This window comes from Spirosoma liriopis (assembly GCF_023196085.1).
In the GTDB taxonomy this organism is placed as follows: domain Bacteria; phylum Bacteroidota; class Bacteroidia; order Cytophagales; family Spirosomataceae; genus Spirosoma; species Spirosoma oryzicola.
Genome location: NZ_JALPRF010000001.1, coordinates 542,959 through 568,877, shown reverse-complemented (window position 1 = coordinate 568,877; position 25,919 = coordinate 542,959). Strand labels below are relative to the sequence as shown.

At 49.5% G+C, this 25,919-nt stretch carries 20 protein-coding genes and 1 riboswitch; of the genes, 9 read left to right on the top strand and 11 right to left on the bottom strand.

Going from position 1 to position 25,919, the window contains the following annotated elements; all coding sequences use genetic code 11:
* Positions 1-12 precede the first annotated feature (12 nt).
* Entirely contained in the window at positions 13-1,020 is a 1,008-nt protein-coding gene (locus M0L20_RS02390) for a glycosyltransferase family 9 protein (RefSeq protein WP_248475453.1), read from the top strand.
* 77 nt (positions 1,021-1,097) lie between these two features.
* Here the strand turns inward: M0L20_RS02390 and M0L20_RS02385 are convergent, their stop codons facing one another.
* Positions 1,098-1,340, bottom strand: coding sequence for a hypothetical protein (locus tag M0L20_RS02385; protein ID WP_248475451.1), 243 nt, complete (start codon positions 1,338-1,340; stop codon positions 1,098-1,100).
* 502 nt (positions 1,341-1,842) lie between these two features.
* Here M0L20_RS02385 and M0L20_RS02380 point away from each other — a divergent pair.
* Positions 1,843-2,091: a hypothetical protein gene (locus tag M0L20_RS02380; RefSeq protein WP_232559225.1), complete on the top strand. Its 249-nt coding sequence runs from the start codon at positions 1,843-1,845 to the stop codon at positions 2,089-2,091.
* A gap of 174 nt (positions 2,092-2,265) precedes the next feature.
* Complete coding sequence (locus tag M0L20_RS02375) at positions 2,266-2,508, top strand: hypothetical protein (RefSeq protein WP_232559224.1); 243 nt, start codon at positions 2,266-2,268, stop codon at positions 2,506-2,508.
* A 22-nt stretch (positions 2,509-2,530) separates the two neighbouring features.
* Here M0L20_RS02375 and M0L20_RS02370 read toward each other — a convergent pair whose 3' ends face one another.
* Both M0L20_RS02370 and M0L20_RS02365 read right to left on the bottom strand, forming a co-directional pair.
* Positions 2,531-2,803 carry a hypothetical protein gene (locus M0L20_RS02370; RefSeq protein WP_232559223.1) on the bottom strand — a complete coding sequence of 91 codons (273 nt, stop codon included), beginning with the start codon at positions 2,801-2,803 and terminating at the stop codon, positions 2,531-2,533.
* A 342-nt stretch (positions 2,804-3,145) separates the two neighbouring features.
* A complete protein-coding gene (locus tag M0L20_RS02365) occupies positions 3,146-3,388 on the bottom strand; it encodes a type B 50S ribosomal protein L31 (RefSeq protein ID WP_232559222.1) in 243 nt (80 codons plus the stop codon).
* 599 nt (positions 3,389-3,987) lie between these two features.
* Between M0L20_RS02365 and M0L20_RS02360 the strand changes: the two genes are divergently transcribed.
* The 3 genes from M0L20_RS02360 (at position 3,988) to M0L20_RS02350 (ending at position 9,542) form a co-directional block, all read left to right on the top strand.
* Complete coding sequence (locus tag M0L20_RS02360) at positions 3,988-6,483, top strand: ribonucleoside-diphosphate reductase subunit alpha (RefSeq protein ID WP_248475450.1); 2,496 nt, start codon at positions 3,988-3,990, stop codon at positions 6,481-6,483.
* Positions 6,484-6,575: 92 nt separating this feature from the next.
* Positions 6,576-7,754 (top strand): DUF4062 domain-containing protein, encoded by a 1,179-nt coding sequence (locus M0L20_RS02355; protein ID WP_248475448.1) that lies wholly within the window; start codon positions 6,576-6,578, stop codon positions 7,752-7,754.
* A 195-nt stretch (positions 7,755-7,949) separates the two neighbouring features.
* Positions 7,950-9,542, top strand: coding sequence for a M20/M25/M40 family metallo-hydrolase (locus M0L20_RS02350; protein ID WP_248475446.1), 1,593 nt, complete (start codon positions 7,950-7,952; stop codon positions 9,540-9,542).
* Positions 9,543-9,569: 27 nt separating this feature from the next.
* Here the strand turns inward: M0L20_RS02350 and M0L20_RS02345 are convergent, their stop codons facing one another.
* The 5 genes from M0L20_RS02345 to M0L20_RS02325 all read right to left on the bottom strand — a co-directional run bounded on the left by M0L20_RS02345 (position 9,570) and on the right by M0L20_RS02325 (position 17,834).
* Entirely contained in the window at positions 9,570-10,661 is a 1,092-nt protein-coding gene (locus tag M0L20_RS02345; RefSeq protein ID WP_248475444.1) for a DUF5074 domain-containing protein, read from the bottom strand.
* A gap of 220 nt (positions 10,662-10,881) precedes the next feature.
* The gene (locus M0L20_RS02340) at positions 10,882-12,882 is read right to left on the bottom strand and encodes a TonB-dependent receptor plug domain-containing protein (protein ID WP_248475442.1); all 2,001 of its coding nucleotides are present in this window, start codon (positions 12,880-12,882) and stop codon (positions 10,882-10,884) included.
* A 144-nt stretch (positions 12,883-13,026) separates the two neighbouring features.
* A riboswitch (cobalamin riboswitch) is annotated at positions 13,027-13,216 on the bottom strand.
* A gap of 106 nt (positions 13,217-13,322) precedes the next feature.
* Positions 13,323-14,699, bottom strand: coding sequence for a M16 family metallopeptidase (locus tag M0L20_RS02335; protein ID WP_248475440.1), 1,377 nt, complete (start codon positions 14,697-14,699; stop codon positions 13,323-13,325).
* A 48-nt stretch (positions 14,700-14,747) separates the two neighbouring features.
* A complete protein-coding gene (locus tag M0L20_RS02330) occupies positions 14,748-16,091 on the bottom strand; it encodes a M16 family metallopeptidase (protein ID WP_248475439.1) in 1,344 nt (447 codons plus the stop codon).
* A 105-nt stretch (positions 16,092-16,196) separates the two neighbouring features.
* The gene (locus M0L20_RS02325) at positions 16,197-17,834 is read right to left on the bottom strand and encodes a hypothetical protein (RefSeq protein ID WP_248475437.1); all 1,638 of its coding nucleotides are present in this window, start codon (positions 17,832-17,834) and stop codon (positions 16,197-16,199) included.
* Positions 17,835-18,167: 333 nt separating this feature from the next.
* Between M0L20_RS02325 and M0L20_RS02320 the strand changes: the two genes are divergently transcribed.
* Entirely contained in the window at positions 18,168-20,456 is a 2,289-nt protein-coding gene (locus M0L20_RS02320) for a GH92 family glycosyl hydrolase (protein ID WP_248475435.1), read from the top strand.
* A 302-nt stretch (positions 20,457-20,758) separates the two neighbouring features.
* Here the strand turns inward: M0L20_RS02320 and M0L20_RS02315 are convergent, their stop codons facing one another.
* Complete coding sequence (locus M0L20_RS02315) at positions 20,759-23,461, bottom strand: permease prefix domain 2-containing transporter (RefSeq protein WP_248475434.1); 2,703 nt, start codon at positions 23,459-23,461, stop codon at positions 20,759-20,761.
* On the bottom strand, positions 23,458-23,796 hold the full coding sequence (locus tag M0L20_RS02310) for a PadR family transcriptional regulator (RefSeq protein ID WP_232559212.1): 339 nt from the start codon (positions 23,794-23,796) through the stop codon (positions 23,458-23,460). The genes M0L20_RS02315 and M0L20_RS02310 overlap by 4 nt, the downstream gene beginning before the upstream one ends.
* A gap of 248 nt (positions 23,797-24,044) precedes the next feature.
* On the opposite strand from M0L20_RS02310, the gene M0L20_RS02305 reads away from it, so the two are divergent.
* On the top strand, positions 24,045-24,818 hold the full coding sequence (locus M0L20_RS02305; RefSeq protein ID WP_248475433.1) for an SDR family oxidoreductase: 774 nt from the start codon (positions 24,045-24,047) through the stop codon (positions 24,816-24,818).
* A gap of 20 nt (positions 24,819-24,838) precedes the next feature.
* Here M0L20_RS02305 and M0L20_RS02300 read toward each other — a convergent pair whose 3' ends face one another.
* Positions 24,839-25,444, bottom strand: a complete 606-nt coding sequence (locus M0L20_RS02300; protein ID WP_248475432.1) for a DUF1684 domain-containing protein — start codon at positions 25,442-25,444, stop codon at positions 24,839-24,841.
* 104 nt (positions 25,445-25,548) lie between these two features.
* Between M0L20_RS02300 and trxA the strand changes: the two genes are divergently transcribed.
* On the top strand, positions 25,549-25,857 hold the full coding sequence (gene trxA, locus M0L20_RS02295) for a thioredoxin (RefSeq protein ID WP_232559209.1): 309 nt from the start codon (positions 25,549-25,551) through the stop codon (positions 25,855-25,857).
* Positions 25,858-25,919 lie beyond the last annotated feature (62 nt).

Sequence of the window (25,919 nt, the reverse complement as noted above, 5' to 3'; positions counted from 1 at the left end):
GTAAGCGCGCTAATGATAACCGTAACCAATTCGCCCCGGTTCCTGATCTGTCAAACTGCCTTCATTGGCGATGTGATTCTGGCTACGGCTCTGTTGGAACAGCTTCGTCTGGCCCGGCCCGATGCCGTACTGGACGTACTGGTTCGCAAAGGTAACGAGAGTCTGCTGGCAAATCATCCGTTTATTAATGAGGTATTGATCTGGGAAAAAAAAGACGGTAAATATCGCAGCCTCTGGCGATTACTTGGCCTTATCCGCTCCCGCAACTATGACGTTATGCTAAACCTTCAGCGGTTTGGTACAACGGGGTTGCTGACAGCTTTGTCGAAAGCAGGGATAACGATTGGCTTTGCGAATAATCCCTTTTCTCGGTTCTTTACGTACCGTATCGAGCACCACATCGAACCCGGTGTGCACGAGGTCCAGCGAAACGCCCAGTTTCTAAAACCGCTTCGGTTGCAGGCTCCTGTTGCGCAGCCTAAGCTGTATCCGTCTGGCGCTGATTACGAAACCGTCCGCCCTTACCAGACTCGTCCCTACATCTGCATGGCACCAACATCGGTGTGGTTTACCAAGCAGTATCCCGCCGAGCGCTGGGTTGAGCTAATCCAGAAACTACCTTCCGACTCGACGATTTATTTACTGGGTGCACCCACCGACGCGCCGGTCTGCGATGCCATCCTTGCGCAAGTCGGTCGACCAGCGGGAGCAGTCATTAATCTGGCTGGTAAACTAAGCTTGTTGCAGTCTGCCGCTTTGCAGCAAGGGGCCAGGATGAATTACGTGAACGATTCCGCCCCGATGCACTTGTGTTCAGCGATGAACGCATCCACTACGGCCATCTTTTGTTCGACAGTGCCGGAATTTGGTTTTGGACCACTAGCGGATCAGTCAAGAGTGGTACAGACGCGCGAAGAACTGGAGTGTAAACCCTGCACTTTGCACGGTAGATCGGCGTGCCCGCTGGGTCATTACGCCTGTGCCTGGGGAATCTCCGTGGATGAACTGGCAACGTTTTAAACAGGATACTGGATCTACTACGATCCAGACCGTTGACGGATAGCACAAATGTGGCTGCAAAATAGACGACTCATAATTTAACCTGCTGTGAACGCTACGGTATCTTTTGGGAGTGGGTATAATTTATTTTCGTATTCATACAGCAGGTTAGCGATCTTATCCATTTGAATTGTTTGTTCGTGAGTCAGCTCGGTAGCGGGAATAGCGAGCAGGTCGGATAAGGCATTCCACAACTCCAGATAAATTTCTTTTTCGCGTCGCTTGTGATCTTGTACCGTCCGCTGACGCAGGGTATAGGATACGGTGGTATTGGTGTCCATAACTGCATAGGATTAGAAGATGGTACTTGTGTGAAGCAGCGGCTTTACTCGTTGTATATTAACGTAGTAACGCTACAGCTTGGATTTAGTTAGTTACTATTTGTGCAAAATGCATCACTGGCGGAGTAGGCGTTACTAATTCGATTTTTAACTACATGCCGGATAATTCTGCTTTTGTTAGTAGAGAGCAGCAAACTACCTTACCTAGCTTAGTGACGAGTTGCCGTTTCACAAATCGTCTCTGTCGCAAGAGATTTAGGCTTATTTAGCAGTCACAGCTAATAACTCACCCGGAATTGTCGTTGGAATGGTAATACTGAAAAGGGGCCTTACTGTTGTTCGTATGGAATTTTGGGAGGATAGAGCCGGGTTTTGAAAAGTTGGTAAGATGCGGTTACCATTCGGTTCAGTTCTCCAGCCGTTAACTCATATTTTATGGGCTACGATTGTTTTATTCTTTATTTTTGGGCCGCAATTTTAAATCCTGTTAGTCAAACAGATCATGAGTGTTGTTCTTAAACCAACCGTCAGTAATATAATTAATCTTTGGTTTAGCGAAGATACGCCGATTCGGCAATACAAAATTAAACTGAATCCTGCCATGTGGGGTGCCTGCCAGCACATACAGCAGGATTTCTGTCCACCGTCTAAAACACAACAAATTGAGAAGTACCGGAAATCGGACAAGGTTGCTTTCGCCAAAGCCGTACAGCAACAGTTAGGCTGCGTCATAGAGCCCAGCGACAACTAGTTTAGCAAGATAAGTCATCGTACAAAAGCCAGATCTTAGGATCTGGCTTTTGTTGTTTGTTGCGTTATTAATTCTAATTTTGTTACCTTTATAAAAAAATGTTAACAATTTGTAGTTAAAAGTAAAACTATAGGCAAGCTTCGTTCGTATATATAGGTAGACTAACCGAAACCTATGCAATACATATCCGTATTTACACTATTTGCTTTCCCGGTAGCAAAAGGGTTTCCGTCGCTACAGCAAGCAACTGATTATTTAAGTAAAGCTGACAACGATCAGGACATAGCTCCGCTTGGCATTTATGATGCCGTCATGGGCGTCGTTATTCCGTACAAAGGCGAAGAGTATTCGCTACTAAATATGGAGGAAAGGATGATTGCTCGTTTGGCCAAGAAGCACCTTGAGCGCGTAGCCTGAACATAGCGAAACAATCGTTCGCTTATCGGTTCGAATCAATGGAGCCACTGATAATCAAATCAGGATTTTGCCGCTCGTACTCTTGGATATAGGAAAAACTTATATCGGTTAATTCGTAGTAGTCCTGCTCTTCGTTGGCCTGCTGGCTGGTTCTCAATAGGTCATGATTAACCAACTCTTCGAGGAGATAAAAGATGAGTTTCGGGTCGAAGTTGGTTTGTTCTGCAAGCTGGTGTAAGGTCACCCCGTGGCGGGTAGCCATCAGAAGGGTATAGTGGCCAAACGTGAGTGTCATAGCAGAGGGCAGGCATGGCCTGATTAGTGATTGAGCAAGAAGAGGTATAGAATAGATCCATAGATTAACTTGACAAATTACAGGCCAAAGTGTGACTGGTTACACGAAAATTTACGGTTAAATACTATTATTTGAAAAGTTTTATAAGTATAGCTGTCATTGATAACCGACTATCGTAAACATAAATGACGCTCTGTTGGCAATCGATCAAATAAGGTTTCTGCTCCTGATTGGTACGCTTATACATCCAGCTAAACCGACTGTAAAAAGAAAAACCTGCCCGGTCTAGACCAAGCAGGTTTTTTTGATGGTATACTAAAAAGAGTTGAACTCTTCTTAGGCTTATTTTGTGCCGTAACGCTTGCGGAACTTGTCCACACGGCCCGCCGTATCCAGCAACACGTTTTTACCGGTGTAGAATGGGTGCGACTGCGAGCTAACTTCGATCTTAACGAGCGGGTAGGTTTGGCCTTCAAACTCGATCGTGTCTTTTGTTTGAACCGTCGAACGCGTCAGGAACTTGTAATCGCTCGACAGGTCGTGGAATACCACTGCGCGGTAGTCCGGGTGAATGCCCTTTTTCATAATCTAATCTCAGTTTCTTGTCATCTTCTCGGTTTCCGACCGAAAAGGAACGCAAAGGTACGTGGTTTTGTGCGGATTGACAAGCAGTTTCTAGGGTTCTTTGCGTAGATGATTATCAAGCGAATACTCATGTCCGTTTGCTAACATTGGACGACGAATTAGGTGTTACTACTAGCTATTTTCTATATCTTTAGAAGCCTCAGTACGGCATGAGTGCCCTCCGTCAAACCTGCTTGTGCACCGTAACCAGTCAGTAAAATCAATTTTTATTTTTCTTAGCATAGCTCTCCACTTGGGTATTTGATAAGTCGCTAAGGATTACGGCTTAACAATTTCTTAACCTTCCGGCAGAGTTGAACGTTTTAACGAATTGCAAGAACACCCGAACCTTCGGGGTTGCTTTTCCGTCTATTTCAATAGAACTTTAAAATTCGATTTTAGTCTGGCAGCGGCTAACTAGGCCAACTTTGTTTCTTTAGTTACTTACACATGACTGCCAACTGAAATGATGCGAGCAAGCCTGTCGGCGTTTCTCCTGGAAACTTCAATTTCTTGAATTCAATATTTATTCCATATATTAAAATATAATCATAACGCTCATGTACGTAATCAAACGTGACGGACGCCGGGAGTCGGTTAAGTTCGACAAGATTACCGCCAGGATCGAAAAACTGTGCTACGGCCTAGATCCGGCTTATGTTCAGCCCGTGGAGGTTGCCATGAAAGTGGTTAACGGCCTCTATGACGGTGTGAAAACCACTGAGCTCGACAATCTGGCCGCTGAAACAGCCGCTTCAATGACCACCAAGCACCCCGATTACGCCATCCTGGCCGCTCGGATTGCTATTTCGAACCTGCACAAAGAGACGAACAAATCGTTTTCCGGTACCATCAAACGGCTGTATACGTACGAAGATCCTAAGACCGGGGAGAACGCAGCACTGATTTCGAAAGAGGTCTACGAGGTAGTTCGCCAGAACGCGGCTTTGCTGGATTCTACCATCATTTACGATCGGGATTATGGGTACGACTATTTCGGCTACAAAACCCTCGAAAAGTCGTATCTGTTGAAGATCAACGGACGGATTGCCGAACGGCCCCAGCATATGCTGATGCGCGTGGCTGTAGGTATTCACATGGACGACATCGACGCGGCTATCGAAACCTATAACCTGCTCAGTGAGAAGTGGTTCACTCACGCAACGCCAACGCTGTTCAACGCCGGAACACCTAAGCCACAGATGTCGAGCTGCTTCCTGCTGACGATGCAGGACGACTCCATCGAAGGTATTTACGATACGCTGAAACAAACCGCCAAGATCTCGCAATCAGCGGGTGGTATCGGTCTGAGCATTCACAACATTCGCGCAACCGGAACCTACATCAAAGGTACCAACGGAACCAGTAACGGGATCATCCCGATGCTGCGCGTGTTTAACGATACGGCGCGCTACGTCGATCAGGGCGGTGGTAAGCGCAAAGGGTCGTTCGCTATTTACCTGGAACCCTGGCACGCGGATATCTATGACTTCCTGGACTTGAAAAAGAACTCCGGAAAAGAAGAAAACCGTGCCCGTGATTTGTTCTACGCGCTCTGGACGCCTGATCTGTTCATGAAGCGGGTTGAGGACAATGATGTCTGGTCGCTGTTCTGCCCCCACGAATGCCCCGGTATGGCGGATTGCTACGGTGAAGAATTCGAAGCACTGTACACCCGGTACGAACGCGAAGGCCGTGCCCGCCGGACGGTAAAAGCGCAGGATTTATGGTTCAAGATTCTGGAATCGCAAACCGAAACGGGTACGCCGTACATGCTGTACAAAGATGCGGCCAACAAAAAGTCGAACCAGAAAAACCTGGGTACGATCAAGTCGTCGAACCTGTGCACGGAGATCATCGAATACACGGCTCCCGACGAGGTAGCGGTTTGTAACCTGGCGTCGATAGCATTGCCGAAGTTCATCACTCGTGGTAACGATGGTATGTTGCGGTTCGACCACGATAAGTTATACGAGGTTACCAAAACGGCTACGCGTAACCTGAACAAAATCATCGACATCAACTATTACCCAGTTGATGAAGCGCGTCGGAGCAACATGCGCCACCGGCCAATTGGCTTGGGCGTGCAGGGCTTGGCGGATGCCTTTATCCTGCTGCGGATGCCGTTTGAGTCGGATGAAGCGCGTCGCCTGAACGAAGATATTTTCGAAACTATCTATTTCGGAGCCATGACCGCTTCGATGGAACTGTCGAAAGTACAAGGCCCTTACGAAACCTGGAAAGGCTCACCTATCTCGCAGGGTATTTTCCAGTTCGATATGTGGGACCGCGACGGCGAACCGGTGAAACCAAAGTCGGGCCGTTGGGATTGGGAAAGCCTGCGTAAAGATGTTGTTGAACACGGCGTTCGGAACTCGCTATTGCTGGCACCGATGCCAACCGCTTCGACCTCGCAAATTCTGGGTAACAACGAATGCTTCGAACCGTATACAAGCAACATCTACACGCGTCGCGTGTTGTCGGGCGAGTTTGTCGTGGTTAACAAGCACCTGCTTAAAGATCTCGTAAAACTAGGCTTGTGGAACGATACCATGAAGAACAACCTGATCCTGGCCAACGGGTCGATTCAGGCGATTCCCGGTATTCCGCAAAACATCAAAGAGCTGTACAAAACAGTTTGGGAGATCAAGCAGAAGAATATCATCGACATGGCCGCCGACCGGGGTGCGTACATCTGTCAGTCGCAGTCGTTGAACATTCACATTCAGGATTCGAACTTCGGTAAACTAACATCGATGCACTTCTACGCGTGGAAGGCAGGTCTGAAAACGGGTATGTACTACCTGCGTACCAAAGCTGCTGCCGATGCCGTTAAGTTTACCGTTGTTCAGCCACAGGCCGAACCACAGCTGGAGCCCGCTATGGCCGAAACCGCACCCATCGAGAAGCCACTCGATTACGCGCAGTACGCAAAAGAGCACGCTACCAACGCTGTACCAACGCCGGTGCCGATGGTAACCGACCTCGAACAGCAATACGCTGCTATGACCTGCTCGCTCGACGATCCCGAAGGTTGCGAAATGTGCGGATCGTAGTACACATTAACTTATGGTTTTTTAATGAGAAAACCCTACTAAAGTAGGGTTTTCTCATTAAAAAATTTGACTAATAATTATACTATATATAAATGGCAAAGTCTGTAACTCTATTTAATATATTCTTAGTATCACCGGGTGATTTAATAGAAGAGCGTGAAATGTTGGCAGAAGTAATTGATGAACTCAACCATACTACTGCTAATTTACTATCTATAAAATTAGAGCTAATTAGATGGGAAACAAATATATTTCCTTCGTTTGGAGATGACGCACAAGACGTAATAAACAAGCAAATCGAAGATGATTATGATGTTTTCATTGGAATAATGGGTGGTAGATTTGGTAGTCCTACAAATAGATTTGGCTCTGGCACTTTAGAAGAGTTTACTAGAGCTTATGAAAAGTCAAAACAAGATGGTGGAACTACTAAAATCATGATGTATTTCAAGAACGTTTCACTATCACTGAATGAGATTGATATAGAGCAAATTAAGAAAATACAAGATTTTAAAAAAGGTCTAGGACCCCAAGGAGGACTATATTGGGATTATAACAAAGCGATTGACTTTAAAGACCTAGCCCGTAATCATCTAAATTTACTATTGCCGAAGTTAGTTAACGAATATAGACTTATTGCTGCGAAACCTGCACCAGAAAAAAAAAAGGTAGAGGAAAGTGAAGATATTATAGTATTCGGTGCAGAGGATATAGAAGAAGTAGAAGAAATTGGCTATCTAGATAGCCTTATAGTTGTTAATGATTATTTTACCAAAATAAAAGATTCTGCAGGCCGTATAACTATTTATATGGTTGATATGTCAAACAAATTAGGTAAAGGAACAGAAAAAATAAGCGGGATAAAACATATTCCCGAGCAAGCAAGAATACGGGAAGCTAGGAAAATTATTGATGATACGGCGGATGATATTATGCTGTTTGTGAAGAAAACAAATGTAGAAATACCAAAATACCGTGACGCAGTTACAAAAGGATTCAACGCTTATTCCAATGTCTATGTTAATTCTCGCTCATTCGCTTCGAATGATGAAGAGTTGCTTGAATTAGAGGTAAGTAAAAACACATTAGAAGAATCTATTAACTTTGGCTTATTATCATTAGCTAGTTTAAAGGAAACTGTGGCCGAATTACCAGCCATGACATCAAAACTAGCTAAAGCAAAGAAAGAGTACTTAAAAACAATAGATAAACTCATTTCAGAATTTGAGCTTTCGCTCAAACTCCTTGAAGATACAAATAATAAAAAATGATATAGGGCGAATAATAAATTCAAATCTACAAACAGTGAATAAATAGATTGAATTTTTAATTATATAGTAGTAAGTTTTGCGCAATGATACATATTCAAAAGATTGTTATATTCGAATAGCTGCGAAATTGTAGAATATTTGAATGTACATATATGTTTTCTTATTTCGTCCTATACCTTCCTACAAAACCTCAAGATGACGTTCCCGCAAACAAATCGGCACGACCAGTCTTTTAGCAAACCCCAATGCCATCGCCTTATCTGGATTGCTTTTTGGCTTGTCGTTAGTTATCCAGGTAGTGTTTTAGCGCAGAGTCCGAGTTCTAAGCAGATAGACGCGTTGGTTGACAAGCAGCTGTGGCCTGCCATCGATGAGCTTAGCGCGTACGTGGCCTTACCCAATGACGCGGTCAATGCATCGGATATTCTCAACAACATTGCGTGGACTGAAAAAGCGTTGGCGAAACGAGGATTCCAGACAACCGTACTCAAAACCGCTAATCTGCCGCTGGTTCTGGCCGAGAAAACATTTCCTAAAGCTACCCAAACGGTTCTGTTTTACTTTCACCTGGACGGTCAACCGGTACGGGCTAATGAATGGAATCAGAAAGATCCGTTTGTGACCGTACTGAAGGAGAAAACGGGCGCCGGTGACTATAAAGAATTGAGTTCTAATCCACCTAAGACAGTAGTTAACGACGAGTGGCGTCTGTTCGGTCGGTCTACGTCGGATGATAAAGGGCCGATCATTATGATGCTCAACGCGCTCGACATCGTACAGGCCCAAAAGAAAACCCCGCCTTTCAACATAAAAATCATCATTGATTCGGAGGAAGAGAAAGGCTCACCTTCATTGAAAGGGGCACTGGACACGTATAAAGATAAATTGCGGGCCGATTACATGATTGTCATGGACGGTCCGATGCATTCATCCAACCTGCCAACGCTCACGTTCGGCTGTCGGGGAAACGCCGGGTTCACCATTACAACCTACGGACCTGCTACTCCCCAGCACAGCGGGCATTTTGGAAATTACGCGCCCAATCCAGCCTTTCGGCTCGCCCGGCTGATTACGTCGATGAAAGATGAGCAGGGGCGGGTCCTGATTCCGGGTTTCTACGAGGGTATTGCGTTCGATGATGAAACAAAAAAGATCATGGCCGCCGTGCCGGATAAGGAACAGGACATCAACAAAGCGTTGCTGATTGCCCAGGAGGACAAAGTAGGCAGTAATTACCAGGAGTCGCTGCAATATCCGTCGCTGAATGTCCGGGGCATGAAGTCCGCTGAGATCGGCAAAGGGGCAGCAACCATTGTGCCGAGTGAAGCTACCGCGCTGTTCGACATTCGGCTGGTGCCCGAAACCGACGGAAAACGGATGGTCGAACTGGTCCGCAAGCACATCGAAAAGCAAGGGTTTACCGTGCTAGACCATGTACCTACACCCGAAGAACGATTGAAATACGCGCAGCTTGTTTACTTCGAAGGCAATGCAGGTACGCCAGCTTTCCGAACGAGTATCAACGAACCGATGGGCGTCTGGCTGCGAAAAGCAATGACTAATGGATTTGGTAAAGAGCCGGTCAGGAGGGACCCGGTAATCATCCGCATCATGGGAGGAACCGTGCCCGTCGTACCGTTTATTCAAGCGCTGAACATTCCGGCAGTCATCGTCCCGCTGGTTAACATGGACAACAACCAGCATAGCCCGAACGAAAACTTACGACTCGGTAACTTACGGACAGGTATAAAAACCTGCCTGTCTATTCTGACGACACCGCTGAACTAGCGCTATCCGTCAACAATTACCAGATAGCTACCGAAAGAAGAAACGGCTAGGGGCAATGCCAACCCGAACGGAGTCAACCAGAGCGCCGTTGGGCTGATAACGGAGCACGTAACCCGGTTGATCATTCGAAGGCGTCACAGCGGCATAAATCAATCCGCGTGCGTCATTGGGGTCTGTACTGAGTCCACTGAAGAAACGGCGTATAAACGGTGTACTGGCCTGAATGTCCGTATCGTTGATCGAAAAACGGTACGTTTCGCCCCGCAATCTGCCGTTATCGTTGTAGGAATTGACAAAGAAAAAAAGCTTTCGGTCGGCGCTCAGCGTGATGGCGCTGGGCGTTCGGGAGCCATTGCCAACGCGCAGCCGGGTTTCGACTAGTTTTGTCGCCGGATTGATGCGCACCATTTCGTTGGTTGACGGTACATAGGCCCACAGCTTTTGATTGAAATCATACCCAACTGGATTGGCATTGACGCCCGCATCGATACCCGGCTGAACAACCTCATCCGTGTCTGTATTGATCACGGTGAGTACCCGTTCGCCACCCGCGCTGCCAACAAACACTTCTTTGTCGACCAGTACCATGCGCTCGGCACCTTTCGGAACCGGTATCTTTTTGCTGACGGTCCGGGAGGCTAGGTTCAGCACCAGGATATAGCCGGGGTTAGCGAAGGCGTTTCCTCCGCTTCCTACGGCATCCCAGCAACTGATATACGCCTTGTTGGGGGCGGCATAAATAACGAATCGCGGATTTTCTACGTCCGGTGATTGGAACGTCACCAGTGATTTAAACGTACCCGATTCAACGACTTCAACTTTATCCTGACCCGCAGCGTTGTTATCGAGCAGAATCACCCCTTTCCCATCGATCTCTACGTAGTCTTTGATAATGCCGGTCAAGGATCGGCCATTAGCAGCGGTAAACACATCGTTCGTAACCGTATTGGTGTTGCGGGCGATAAAGGAAATTGTCCCGTTATTGGCTGAGGGAGAACCGGCGTTGACAACGTACGCACCCCGCTCATAGGGCGAAGGCGGGGCATCTCCAACGTGGCAGGCTCCACTAAAAAGCGTCAGAAAAGCAAGGCTAAGGCTGTTGAGTAGAAGAGTACGCATGGTCATAAACGTTACGGCTGAGCTATTTTATTAGACAAAGAACCGATTTATTGCTGACATACCGCGCTCCCTGACGCTTTTTTTGTGCCTGAAATTACCCTCCGCGTACTCCGGTTAGTTACCCGTTTGCAAAAGACCTCGTTGTTGTTCTCTGGTTGCTGCCAACCGGCCTGAATGCATCATCTTCGTTACCGATGAGCCGATTTGACTGCCTTACCCCTTACCAAGTAAAGCGAATACCAATGTTCGCATTCCGACGGCGGGTGTTATAGCCGTAGACATCGTAATAGGTTTGGTCAAACAAATTACGAACATCAGCGAATAAACGCAGTTTAGGCGTAATCTGCCCTTCCGCGTACAGATCAATCGTGGTATAAGAGGTCAGCGTCACGCTCTCCGTTGCAAAGGTTTCTCCGTTATAAAAACGATCGGTACGCTCACCGATGGAGCGCATCGTGGCGGAAACGAACAGGCGCGGTATAATCTGATAGCCTACACTCAGGTTGATCTGAGTCTTGGGTCGCCGAAACAGGTTGTTGTAGGTCGTGTCGCGTCCGGCATTAGCAGTCGTTACCTTACCCGTTAGCCAGGTAATGTTGCCTGACAGGGTCAGTTTGTTAATAGCCGCCTGTGCTTCCAGTTCCAGACCGTGATCGTGCTGCCGGTCGAAGTTGATATAACGACCGAAGGGTGCGCTGTTCAGCGATTCAAAAAATACAACGTCCTTGATCTGCCGGTCGAAATAAACGGCCCGGACCCAGGCCGTGCGGCTTTTGGTGAATACTTGCAATCCGGCTTCGGTGGAGACGCTGTATTCGGGCCGCAGTGTTTTGTTGCCGTACGGCGAAAATAACTGGTAAAGCGAAGGCGCCCGGAATCCCGACGACAGGTTAGCAAAGATCTTGATCCGATCCGACAGCAGGTAAGACGGGTTAAACGAGTACGTAAACACGTTTCCGTACAACGAATTCCGGTTGTAGCGACCACCCAGTTCGACCGAAAGACCTCGGTAGGGGGTGAGGATGGCCGTGGCATACACACCAAGTTGCCCAACACGGGCGGTATCTTTTCCAATGGGTGGTGACTGGTAAGGACCGTACTGGCTGATCGACAGGTAACTTTGGTCGGTGTTGCTAAAACGATAATCCGCACCGGTCAGCAATTCGCTCCAGGAACCCAGCTTCAGGTTGTGATACACTTCCGCAAAGTGAGCTAGCCCCCCGTATTGCTGGTACGAGTAAATCTCCGATGCGTTCGGCTCAACCGCTGTCGAATCGTTCTTAAACGTCCGGCGGCTATCACCAATGCTATAGTTAAACGACAGTTTGCCCTGGGCGTGCTTGTAATCGAAGCCGGTCGCTAACCGCTTGAACTGGCTCTTGAACGTGAAATCTTTATCATCGGCAAACGCTCCGGCGTCGATGTCGGCGGAGTAGGCCGTCGTCAAACCCTGTACTTTCAGCGTAAGCCGTGACGTTGCTTGAAACGCAAAATTGGCCAGTAAGGCGTTCTGCCGGTAACCATCCTTGTCAAAATTATTTGTGCCGGTGGGATCGGTGGCCGACGAGAAACCCGCCGACGACAGCCGGGTGTACTGCACGTTGTACGATAGCCTATTGGTTTGGCCGCTTACGCCCACGCTTCCCCGAAAGGTTTTGTACGTACCGTAGTTAACCGTTGCATTCACGCCAAACGGCTTACGGCCAACGGCATTGCTGCTCGCGCGCTTCGTAAAAATGTTGATGACGCCCGCCACTGCATCGGAACCGTAACTGGTTGATTGCGCTCCCCGTAAGATTTCGATCCGGTCGCACTCGCCCACTGTCAGCAAGTTCAGGTCGAAGGTGTTCGCTACGCCAGACGGATCGTAAACCGGCAGTCCGTCCAGCAGAATCAACGTGTTACCGGCTGAGGCTCCCCGTAGAAAAATGTCCGTGTTGGTGCCGAGTGGTCCATTCGAACCGACGATTTGCAGACCGGCCTGCCGCGACAGCAGTTCGCTCACGGATTGTGTTGCGTAGCGTTGCAATACCGAGTCAGACAGCACCGTAACGACTTTGCCGGTTTGAGAAAGCTTTTGTTCAATCTTGTTGGCCGTGACCGTCACGGCATCCAGTTGAACCGAGTTCGAAGAAGGAACTTGTGGATTGTCCTGCGCCAGAGCGGACAGGGAGGATACGGCCAGAGCCGCCGAAAGAAATGTACTGATTTTGCTCATCATTAATCAGGTAAAATGAGATTAAGTAATGAGCTGTCGGAAACTGAAATAAAAGACAAACGAACCGTTGCTCGTTTGTGACCGCACAGGTGACGCGCCACCTAACCGAACTGTCTTTCATCTCCGGCTTTTTACCCGAAAGCTCGAATCATGAATTCGTTTGAGGCAGGTCTTCTGGCTTGTTCTACCGACAACGCCTTCCCGCCAAACGGCAGTGGCTTTTTAGTTATCGGCTGGTAATCAGAACTTACAGCTACGGGAATAGCCCCGGATTTACACCGGTGTTCCCTTTTAATCACCCTTACGAGAAGGGCAAACCTGAAACGAGCGGACAAAGATAGGCCATAAACGCGTAAGACGGCCATCCGGTCCGTCCTGAATCAATGTGTCGGTACGAATTTACCGGACAGTGTATTCGAGGGGGGACCAGATGGGCGCGTTATTTAAAAGCCGTCGGCCTTAATTTCCTTTTCGGTGATTGTGCCGTATTTCTTGACCTTTTCGCGGATGGTATCCGCTTTGCCGATCAGCACGAATTGCAGGTTGTTTTTCGGAAAATACTGATCGATGATCTGCCGCGTTTTCGCTACCGTCAACCCATCGACATTCTTCTGGAAATTGTTGATAAACGACTCGTCAAAACCCAGACTAAACATATCCGTCAGCAGGTCGGCCAGCGAACCGGCGGATTCGTATCGGGGCGGGAAATCGGCTTTGACGTAGTTTTTAGCCGAAAGCAGCGTTTTCTCGTCGATACCCGTGCGGTGCAGGCTGTCCAGTACCTGAAGGGCCATATCAATGGCCTCCGTGGTGGTACTCACTTTCGTAAACGTCGAAATGGCGAAGGTACCGCTGTTGCGGAACGTACCGAACCGGCTACCAGCCCCGTAGGTCAATCCTGAATTTACGCGCAAGGCGTCGTTGAGCCAGGACGTAAACCGACCGCCCAGAATGGTGTTGACTACTACGACCGGAATATAGTCCGGGTTGTTTTGCGTAATGCCTTTGCCGCCAATCAAAAAGGTCGTTTCGCGAGCATCGTCTTTGTTGACCAGCAAGACCCGATTTTTGTCGAACGAAACGGTCGGGTCCGTTAGTTTGGGTGAGGTAGCCGCAGCTGTTTTCCAGTTACCGAACAAATCGGTAATCCGCTTTTTCATGGCAGCCGTATTGAAGTCACCTACAACGGCGATGGCAGCACGGTCGGTGGTGTAGTTTTTTTGGTAAAACTGCCGAACGTCATTCGCTGTAATGGCCGACACCGACGAAGGGGTTCCCGAAATCGGGTTGGCATACGGGTGGTTTTCAAATACGAACCGGTTGAAATACGAATTGACAACCGCGCGCGGACTTTCTTTTTGCTGCGTTAGCTGGAGCAGTTGCCGCTGTTTGTATTTATCGAACTCGCCTTTGTCGAAAGTCGGTTTGGTGATTACGTCCTGAATAATGTCGAAGAGCAGATCCTGATCTTTCACGGCAAATGAAGCCGTTAGTTTCGCTACTTCCTTTCCGCCATAGGTGTCTACGCTGGCTCCCACGTATTCGGCTTTTTCTTCCAGCTGCGCTTTGGTGTACTTGGAGCTGCCAAACAAAAGGGCATCAGCGGTCATATTGGCCAGGCCGTAGCGGTTGCCATCCTGCACAGCGCCCGCGTCGAAGACCACCGACACGTTGATCAGCGGTACTTCGCGCTGTTCCATCAGGTAGACGGTCAAGCCATTTTTGAGTTTAAACTTCTGGTAAGGTGGCACTTTGAATGTCTGCGCCAGCGACACGCCCGCTATAAGCAAGGCGGTTATGATTATGACTATTTTTTTCATACTACAAAGCCCGTCGGTCTTTGAATCGTTGGGAATGAATAATCGTAGTTAGTTATTTTTCGCGGGGTTGGTTTTTGGCTCTGGCAGCAGATAGCCAACCGTGCGGTTGCGGGCCGTCAGATACGTTTTGGCCACGCGCTGAATGTCTTCTTTGGTGACTTTCTCGTAAAGCGCCGGTGCTTCATACAGCTTTTTGTAATCGCCGAAAAACAGCTCATAGGTGCCGAGCGAATTGGCTTTACCGTTGATGGTTTCCATCGTGCGATAGAATTCCATCAGCTTCTGGTTTTTCAATTTCTGCAACTCAACGTCGGTAATGCCTTCCGAGATGACTTTGTCGATCTGGTTAAGCACCGATTTTTCCAGTTGCTCCGCCGAAACATTGCTGGCGGCAATGGCGTAGACCGAAAATAGGTTTGGATCGAACGACTCGCCAAAGTAGCTGGACGCCCGCGAGGCAATGGTCGAATCGAGTACCAGTGATTTAATCAACCGCGACGAGTTTCCCGAACTCAACACACCACTCAGCAAATCAAGCGCGTAGTAGTCGGGGTTGCGGGCTTCGGGGGTGTGGTACGCCATCAGAATGTTCGGCGTAGCAATGTCCTTGTAGGTTGTCACGCGCCGTTCACCGTTTTGAGCCGGTTCTACCGTGCGCAGGCTGTCGGGTAATTTCTGGGCCGGAATCGACTCGATGTACTTTTCGGCCAGCTTCTTTACCTGAGCCGCCGTCACATCACCGACGACCACCGCAACGGCATTGTTGGGCGAGTAATAGGTTTTAAAATACTTTTCTAAATCTTCCTGCGTCCACTTTTTGATGTCGGATTCGAAACCAATGACCGGAAACATGTACGGATGCTCGACAAAAGCGACCGATTTGACCAGTTCGCTGATGACACGGTAGTTGCTGTTTTCCAGACCCGTACTGCGCTCGGACAGCACGACGCCCCGTTCGCTCTGCACCATCTTGGGGTCAATCGCTAAGTCGCGAATGCGGTCGGATTCGAGGTCGAAGATTGTTTCGAGGGCACCGCTCTGGAACCAGTCGGTATAGACCGTCGTGTTTTCGGTTGTGTAGGCATTGTTCGAACCGCCGTTGGCTTCCATCACCCGGTCGAACTGTTTAGGACCGTATTTTTTTGCCCCGTTGAACATCATGTGCTCGAAAAAGTGCGACAGCCCCGTGATGCCGTGGACTTCGTTGCGGGCACCGACTTTCCAGAATGTGTAGAAGTTGGCGTTAGGGATAGAGTGGTCTTCGAGGACCATGAATTTCATGCCGTTCTTGAGCGTGAACGTCTGCACGTCCTCCGGTTTGGGCTTGTTCTGCGCCAGCGCAATACCCATAGAAAGGGTTAGTCCGGCCAGCAGCCCGATTCGTTTGTTCATGGAAATGATTTGCGAATGAAATAGTAAAATGAAACGGTTTTCGGGCTAAAAGACAACAATGCGCGGTTGATGTTGCATCGTGTAATACAGCCGGAAAGCCCGAATTTACTTGTCTGGATTCGTCGTCCCAAAATATACCAGCTCAATTTGTTCGCCGGGCGCAATCACCGATGTTCCTTGTGTATGAATAATCTCGAATTGCTGAACGATATCTTTCCACAAACTATGGCGCATGGGTATGCGATACGTGCGGATCTGCCCATCGTTGACGACGGAAATCGGCAAAACCTGACCATAGTGCGGTCGTGCTCCGCGCGGAAACACAAGTGAATTCTGAATAGGAAACTCCGGATTAATGCCATCGGGCGACTGTCCGTTCAGGAGCCAGGTCAGGTTGAGTTGCTGCTCGGGACCTTTATAGCCCATTCGAATGTAGATCGTGTCAATGTCACTGGCCCGCCAGCTTCCCGTCGACGAAAGAATTTTTGTTCCCCGAGCGTTCAGCGGCCCGTTGTCGATGTGGCCGTCGTAGGTGACGGTCCAGTTGTCTACGCGGAATGGCTGCTTTTGGTCGTGGCCGCCATCAAACACGTACCACTGATTGCGGCCGTTGGTCTTGTCGAACCAGAAATCGGGTTTAGTCAGGCGAGGTTGCGCATACACATGCTCCCGAATCTGGGCCTCGGTACCCACGATAAGCGTGAATTCTTTCAGCCAGGTATTGTCGCTATCCAGCGGATCGAAAACCCGCCCGCCCAGATAGGTCATGGTATTGCCGCCTTCCCAATTATCGTGAGCTGGAATAGCCGCAACGTTATAATTTGCCCGGTACATCTCGGGTGAATACAGGCCGATCAGCCGGTTTGCGCCAATTTCAACGGCTTCCCAGGGTTCGGTCAGGTAAAAGGACGAGATCTGTTGCGTAATAATCGATCCGCCCTGCGTTTGCGCCCGCTCGATACCGTCCGATGTGCTCGTTGCTGCGTTGGTGAACGGAGCCGATCCGTTATAAAACCGAACGCTCTTTGCTCCGTTGATCATCAGAAACGGCCACTCCTGTTCCTCGAAATTGTAAAAACCTTTGTCGCCACGCTGGTTCGTCAGGCGCACTTTCACATGCACCTTGTTCTCATCGAGCCGTACCCATTGCTCATAAAAGAAAGGCAGCAGTCGCTTGTCCTGATGCGCCCAGGAAAGGCATTGCGTTTTCGTGTAGATGTACCCATTAATCAGACCGTGAAATAATACCGGCGAGGGATTGCCACCATCGTCACCCGCCTGCAACGGATTGTACCCCACACCTTTCCAGCGGGGTGAATCATCGGCAAAGGAGCGAGGCCCGGCGTAAGAAGCAAAACCTGATTCGCGCCCTTTATCGAAGAAGTTGACCAGATACTGATTGGTCGTCTTGTCGTAGATCTGGATCGATCCGCCGTACTCTTTCCGTACTTCCAGCCGAAGCGTGGCCGATTCCTGAACCGTAGTAGCTCCAATCGCGCGGCCATTGATCAGGTTGCCGTTGTAGCTCAGCCACTCGGCTTCCTGAGCTGGGACCGTGTACGTAAAAGGACCAACGGTACTTGACGATACGACAGTAGCGGGTGGAACGACCACAGCGGGCGGTGCCGGATTACCGCCAGTTCCCGGAGTGGGCCATGTAAGCGGAGCATCTTTGCAACCCTCTAGTCCAAGAATACCTATAAAAATGGTTACGATGAGAAGGCGATAAGGTGATTGATTCATGTGGAAAAGGTAAAGGATACTGCTGGTTGATGAGCTATCAATACGTATGCCAGACGTTGATTGAGAGGACGTACAAGTAAGTAACGAGCGATCCTACGCAGTACCACGTTTATGTTTTATCGAATAATTAACGACTGCGCAGGAATAACGGTATGAAAAATACGGTTTGTTGGACTTAAATAAGCCAGATCCGGCAATAAATCGTTTCCAGCTGGCTATAATCTTTGGTAGCGGTCCAGGATGGTGCGCGATAATAGACCTCCATGGGCGATGCGAATAGGGGTTTAGCGAAGCTTTTCGTACCTTTTAGCCTTATTTCTCCTCATTCAGAAAATGATTAAAGTAAACCTGACCATCCTCTTTCAATTCGTTTTACTTGTTTCCTACGCTCAACAAAACCTGGTTCCTTATGTGCACCCGCTGATCGGTACCGAGAAAATGGGGCACACCTTCCCCGGCGCTACCGTTCCCTTCGGCTCTGTTCAGCTAAGTCCTGACTCCGATACGCTATCCTACGAACTCAACGGCAAATACAACGGCGATGTGTACAAGTACTGCGCTGGTTATAAATACGAAGACAAAACGATTGTCGGTTTCAGCCACACGCATTTCAGCGGTACGGGGCATTCCGATCTGGGCGATTTCTTGATTATGCCCACGCAGGGCGCTTTACAGCTCAATCCGGGGGTGGCCTCGAATCCAAAGAGCGGCTACCGCTCGGCTTTCTCTCACGCGAATGAAGTGGCCGAAGCAGGCTACTACAAAGTAAAGCTCGACGATCACAAAATTCTGGCCGAGCTGACCGCTTCGAACCGGGTCGGTTTTCACCAGTACACGTTTCCCAAGTCCGACCAGTCGCACATCATTCTCGATTTAATGCATGGCATCTACAACTACGACGACAAGACCGTCTGGACATTCGTACGCGTGGTGAACGACACACTGGTGACTGGTTACCGGCAAACCAACGGCTGGGCGCGCACCCGCACGGTGTACTTTGCCTTGTCGTTCTCGAAGCCGTTCAAAAGCTACGGTCAGAAAAATCTGGACAAAGCGCAGGTCTACAAAGGCTTCTGGCGCAAGTTTGACCAGACCCGCAATTTTCCGGACATCGCTGGTAAGCGGATTCGGATGTATTTCGACTTCGACACGGAAGAAGGCGAGCGGGTAAAGCTAAAAATGGCTTTGTCGCCAGTTAGCCAGGAAAATGCCCTGGCGAATATGCGGGCCGAAGTTCCGCACTGGAATTTCGAGCAGGTTAAAGCCAAAGCGCAGGCCGACTGGAACCGGGAGCTGAACAAAATTCAGATTGACGCGTCGGAAACCGATAAGGTGAATTTCTACACATCGCTGTACCATACCTTCATCAACCCAACGGAGTACATGGACGTGAATGGGCAGTACAAAGGCTTGGATCAGGATGTTCATCAGGCCGCAGGATTTACGAATTATACGACGTTCTCGCTGTGGGATACGTACCGGGCGCTGCATCCGTTTTTCAATCTTATGCAGCCCGCCCGTAACAATGACATGGTCAAATCCATGCTTAGTCACTACGATCAGAGTACGTTGAAAATGCTGCCGGTCTGGTCGCACTACGCCAACGACAACTGGTGCATGAGCGGCTACCACAGCGTGTCAGTACTAGCCGACGCAGTTATCAAAGGCGTATTCAACGGCGACGCCCAGAAAGCGCTCGATGCCTGCATGGCTACCTCCAATCACCGCGATTACGAAGGAATTGGCGACTACATCGACAAAGGCTACATTCCGGCGTCGGCTAATGGAACATCGGTGTCGAACACGCTGGAATATGCCTACGACGACTGGTGTATCGCCCAGATGGCGAAGAAACTAAACCGGCAGGACGTGTACGAAATCTACCGTAAACGCGCGCAGAACTGGCAAAACGTGTTCGATAAGTCGATTGGCTTTATGCGTCCGCGCCTGACCGATGGGTCGTTCAAGAAAGAGTTTGATGTGCTCAGTACGCACGGGCAAGGGTTTATCGAAGGAAATTCATGGAACTTCAGCTTCTTCGTCCCTCAGGACCCGGCGTCTTTGATCCAGTACATGGGTGGCCCCAAGAAGTTTGCGGCCCGGCTCGATACGTTGTTTGCCATGAACCTGCCCGACAAGTTTTTTGCCGAAACCGAAGATATTACGCGCGAAGGCATCATTGGCGGCTACATTCACGGCAACGAACCGGCGCACCACGTCGCTTATCTGTACAACTGGGCGGGCCAACCCTGGAAAACGCAGGAGCGCGTTCGTATGATTCTTAATATGCAGTACAAACCGACCCCCGACGGTCTGGGCGGTAACGACGATTGCGGGCAGATGAGCGCCTGGTATATGTTCTCGTCGATGGGTTTTTATCCCGTAGCGCCGGGATCAGACGAATACGCCTTGGGTAGTCCATCGGTTAAGAGTGCCCGATTGCAACTCGAAAATGGTCAGACGTTTACAGTTGAGGCCATCAACCAGAGCGACAAAAATGTGTACGTTCAAAAAGTGCTTTTAAACGGCAAACCACTAACGCAGCCAAGCATTACGCACGCTGATATTCTAAAAGGCGGTAAACTGACGTTTTACATGACCAACAAACCCGTCAGGAAATAACGTATTTTTCGGTGGTATCGGTTTTGCGAACCAGTATTGTCCGAAATGTTAAATTTGCTTCGATCCGATGTCCTTCTATAGTGGTGTCGGCGGGGCCGCCCGCGCGGTTCTCAAAACCGACACTTCGCGTCAGCAATCTGTGTCGGTTTTGAGAAGCGCGCGGGCGGCCCCGCCGACACCACCACATCATGCATTGTACGGATTTCGGACAATACTGTTTTGAGAAGCGCGCGGGCGGCCCCACCGACACCACCAAATGTGTGGCCTTAGCGATACCACTTTCAGCATGGGAAGCAAGACTTTTAGTCCGTTCGTAAACTCTTTACCGGGTTGGTCAAAGCGGCTTTTAAGCTCTGGAAGCTGATGGTCAGGAGCGTAATCAGGACAACCGCCAAGCCCGCCAAGGCAAACACCCACCACGCCACATCAATCTTGTAGGCGAAATCCTGCAACCACGTTGTCATCGCCCACCACGCCACTGGCGAAGCAATCAATAAGGCAATGATAACCAGCTTCAAAAAGTCTTTCGACAGTAAGCCGACGATACTCCCGACACTGGCCCCGAGCACTTTACGAATGCCAATTTCTTTCGTGCGCTGTTCGGCGGTGAATGTAGCCAGACCAAACAAGCCCATGCAGGAAATCAGGATGGCGATGGCCGTTGCCAGATTGACAAGTTGAGCAGTTTTCTGCTCTTTCTCGTAGAGTTTGGCAATGGAATCATCAAGAAATGCGTAGTCGAATTTGTTGTCTGGGTACACCTCATTCCAGGCTTGTTCAATACTCGCTAGCGTTGCTTTCAAATCGTCGGCGTTCCTGCCTTTTGTCGTTAGTTTGACCCCAATATTTTGGGCTAGTTGGGGAATGTAGCCAATAAAAGACGAGGAGATTTTTTCGTGAAATGACCGTTCGTGGAAATCGGCGACAACGCCAACGACAGGATATGTTTTATCGTTGAATTGGAGCTGTTGATTTACCGCGTCGGCTGGCTTTTTGAAGCCCATAGCTTTGGCAAAAGTTGCGTTGATGACCAGTTCACGAAGCGAATCCGCCGGATGAAAATTTCGACCCGCCAGCAAGCGCAACTGATAGAGTGGTATATAATTGGCATCGCCCACCTTGATCGAAGACTCCATATCTACCGTCTTTTTTCCGGGATATTTCAGCTTGGTCATCATGTATGCACCGCCCATCGGCGAAAACCATTGCATCGATACCCGATCAACACCCGATAATCGTTTGATTTTTTCGGCCAATACCTGACTTTTATCATCCCGCAGGGTGCGTACTTCGAGCGTAGCGTTCGTGGTAAAGCCCAGATCTTTGTTGCGCATGAAATCAAGCTGCTGACCGACGATCAACGTGGCAATGATGAAAACCAGCGACACCGTAAACTGAAAGACGATCAGCCCTTTTCGGAAATATCCTTTCTGGCTACCGGGCAAGGCGTTTTGCCCTTTCAATGTCAACGCTGGCAGGTACGACGATAAGAGCCAGGACGGATAAAAACCGGCCAGCAACGACGTGATCAGCGCCATCGCCACTAGAAAAGCGAGCGTTTCGAGGCTGAATAAACTGTACGTTAAGCCGTTTGGCGTCAACGATTGAATTGATGACAGGATTGGCTTCGTAAGCAGTAAAGCCAGCACCACCGCCAGGCCCGTTAGTAGCGCTGTTTCGCTCAGAAACTGAACGATCAGGCTTTTTCGGCTGCTTCCCATGACTTTGCGAATACCGATTTCTTTTGACCGCTGAACAGACTGCGCCGTCGATAGATTGATAAAATTGATAGCCGCAATGATCAGAATGAAAGCCGCAACACCCATCAGGCCGTATAGGGTCGGGAGGTGCGCTTTTCGGGAATAATTGTCATCATAATCTGCATTGAAATGAAGGTCGGAAAGCGGCTGTAAACTCGGCCAGAACTTCATTTCCTTCGTGTAGTGACGCTTCGAAAACTGTCCGAATTGAGCGGCTAGCTGAGCGGGTGTTGTACCCTGGGGCAGTTTAACGAAAGCCTGTGATGCCGACCAGTTGTCGTTCCATTGATCGAGGTCGATGTCCTGCTTTAGCTGGCTGGCCCGTACCGTAGCCATCGAAATAAAATCGGTAAACGTAAAGTCGGTCGGCTGCTCCCAGTCTTGCACAATACCCGCCACGCTAGTCCGTATCGAATCCCGGTAAATGACTTCTTTGCCCAGCATCTGCTGGAGGGGAATGTCACCAAAATAGGTGCGTGCTTTGCGCTCGGATAGTACTAGTTTGAACGGTTCATTGAGCGCTGTGCGGGGATTGCCAGCGAGCCATTTGTAGTTGAAAACAGAAAAGTACTGTAGATCAGCAACGATAATATCCGCATTGTTGCCTGTGCTCCGGCGGCTTTCGAAGCGTACCGGCTTTTCGCTGCCGTTCGGAATCAGTACGTCGGTTTCGATATTGTGAAAAGCGGTTACCGTTTCCACGCCCGCAATCTCGTTTCGAACAGCCGCCGGAACCGCATTGGGAACAAAACCAACGGGATGCCGTTCGTCGTTCGCTTCATATTTTACGTCGCCAACAAGCCGGTAAATCCGCTCCTTATCGGGATGAAACGTGTCGTAGCTTAGCTCGTAGTTGGTGATCAGGTAGATAACCAGGCAGGCCGTTACGCCCAGCGTCAGGCCAAACAGGTTGATGAGCGTACTGGCTTTGTGCTTGACCAGATTACGAAAGGCGATTCTGAAAAAGTTGCGTAGCATGGCAGGATTTAGGAAAAAAGGGGAGGGATAGTCCGTTGGATTTCGTTTGATCGCGAAGGGTTTCAGGAAACTCAGCACTTCTTTGGCGTACTGCCGCCGGGCGGATCGCTCGCCCAGCTGGGTTTGATTGCGCTCAAAGCGTTCGTGCAAGTCGCCCTGCACTTCTTCCAGCAGATGTGGAGCGCAGAACCATTCGAGCAGCCGGTCGGCCCAGCGGGGCGGGGCAACTGGTTTTTCTGGGCTGTCTAGTCGTTTCTTAGCGTTCATAGGCTGATAGCCGGTAAAGCGTTAGGCGCAATGGAACTCCACAACTGGTCGCGCGTTGCCCGAATGTCATGCAGCGTCCGGCTACCTAATGCCGTGACCGCGAACAGCCGTTTACGACGCCCTCCGCGTTCGGCGGTGGCATCACCCATGCGGGAAGACAGCATGCCTTTTTCTTCCAACCGATGGAGGGCGGCATGAACGGCGCTGATGCTTACCGAGCGCCCAGTCTGTCGATCAAGCTCATCGGTAATCGCCACGCCATAAGCGCCATCGCCCAGCACGGCAACCGTCAATAAAACCACCTCTTCGAACTCGCCCAGATACGATCTTCTCATGCAATTGAGATATATTCAACTTTTGTAGAACAAATCTCTTGCCAGGATTAAAAAAGCCTTTTTCTGTTAAAATGGACTGCTTTTCGGATTAACACGGTTGTACGAATTCGGACACAACAGTCCGAAGCCGAACAGATGCGCTTGTCGATAAACCTGTTTTAAATTAAGCGGAAAACAAGCTTTGTTCTGCGGAAATTGGCGTTTAGTTTCGCGCTTATTAGCGAGAAAAACGTGTAAAAAGCTATTGTATGAATCAAACGCTGTGGTCGTTGAGCGGTCAACGTGCGCTCGTAACAGGCGGAACCAAAGGTATCGGCGAGGCTATTGTCCGTCAGTTTCTCGATCTGGGAGCCTCGGTTTTTATCGTGGCTCGCGACAATGAATTGCTTCAGAGACAGATCAACGATTACCGGCAGCAAGGCCATACGGTCGAGGGAATTGCGGCCGATGTTAGTCAGCCGGGCGTAGCGGCTCAGATCATTGAATCCGTAAAAACGACCTGGAGTAAGCTGGATATTCTGGTCAACAATGCCGGATCGAATATCCGGAAACCCACTGCCGAATACAGTCCTGCCGAGTACGATTATGTGCTGAACACCAATCTGCGCTCGGCCTACGAACTAAGTCAGGCGGCTTATCCGATGCTGAAGGATTCTGAAGCAGGCGGAAAAATCGTTTTCGTATCGTCGGTGTCGGGGCTTACACATACCAGTAGTGGCTCGTTGTATGGCATGACCAAAGCGGCTATGCTGCAACTGACGCGCAATTTGGCAGTCGAATGGGCGTCGGATGGAATTCGGGTGAATGCGGTTGCACCCTGGTACATCAATACGCCCTTAGCCGCGCCGGTTCTGACCAATCCCGAAAAGTTAGGTGGCATTCTTGAGCGAACGCCCATGAACCGGATTGGCGAACCCGCCGAGGTAGCATCCGCCGTTTCGTTTCTGACGATGCCCGCATCGGGCTACATCACCGGTCAAGTCATTGCCGTAGATGGCGGATTACTGGCCTGGGGTTACTAAGCACGGTAGTAAGAAACAGGTTAATGCGCCTTGCCGTATGTTTTTTCGCCCGCTTCAATGGCTACCGGCAAAACATTGTTTTTGGGCGGAATCGGGCAGGAGTACCCTTCGCGGTAAGCACAATACGGATTGTACGCTTTGTTGAAGTCGAGCGTCATCTGCCCGTTTTTGATGTCGCTCATGCGAAAGTCGAGGTAGCGGCCTCCGCCGTAGGTTGACAGGCCGGACGTCGCATCTTTGAACGGAAGAAATAAATAATCGCGGTATTCCGGCATGCGTAGCAAGTTCAGATTGCGGTAGATCGTTAGCTGTTGGGGTTTGCCGTTTACCGTGAACGATAGCAGGGCGTAGGCTACGTGGGGTTGTGTTTTGCCGCTGTAGGTGGGCATATCGAACGGCTCCGCTTTAGGCGTCAACTGAATGGTAGCGATAACACGGTAGGTCGAATCGGGTTCGTAGAATCGCAGAAATGACAGATCGTCTTTCGATTTCAGCGGGCTACTTGAGGAGGTTATAAAGTCACTTTTGTACGTTTCGCGGTGTTTGGCAACTTCTTCTGCGTAAGGTAGTTGTGCGAGTGCAGTGGTTGTCAGCAAAACGGATAATAGGAGCAGGGTAAAGCGCATAACTATTCGGGCAAAGCGATGTTTATAGCAGTGAACCGCCACGAACAGGGCAGTGTTATTCCTATGCGAAAGAACCACATCGAATCAACATACGCAACAAGGCCATGAATCAGAGCAAAGAAACATTCCAGGACATCATAAAAGGAGACAAGCCCGTACTTGTCGATTTTTACGCCGATTGGTGCGGTCCCTGTAAACAGCAGGCTCCCATCCTGAAGCAACTCACCGACCGTGCCGGCGACAAAGTACGGGTCGTTAAGATCAACGTCGATAAAGCGCAGGCTGCGGCCAACCAGTATCAGATTCGGAGTATCCCGACCATGATCATGTTTAAAGACGGAAAGATTGTCTGGCGGCAGTCGGGCGTTCAACCCCTACACACACTGGAAGGGCTGGTTAAACAGTTCAGCTAATCTAAAAAAGGTAAAAAGGAAAGAGTCCGGTCGTACACGCACGACCGGACTTTTTCCTTTTC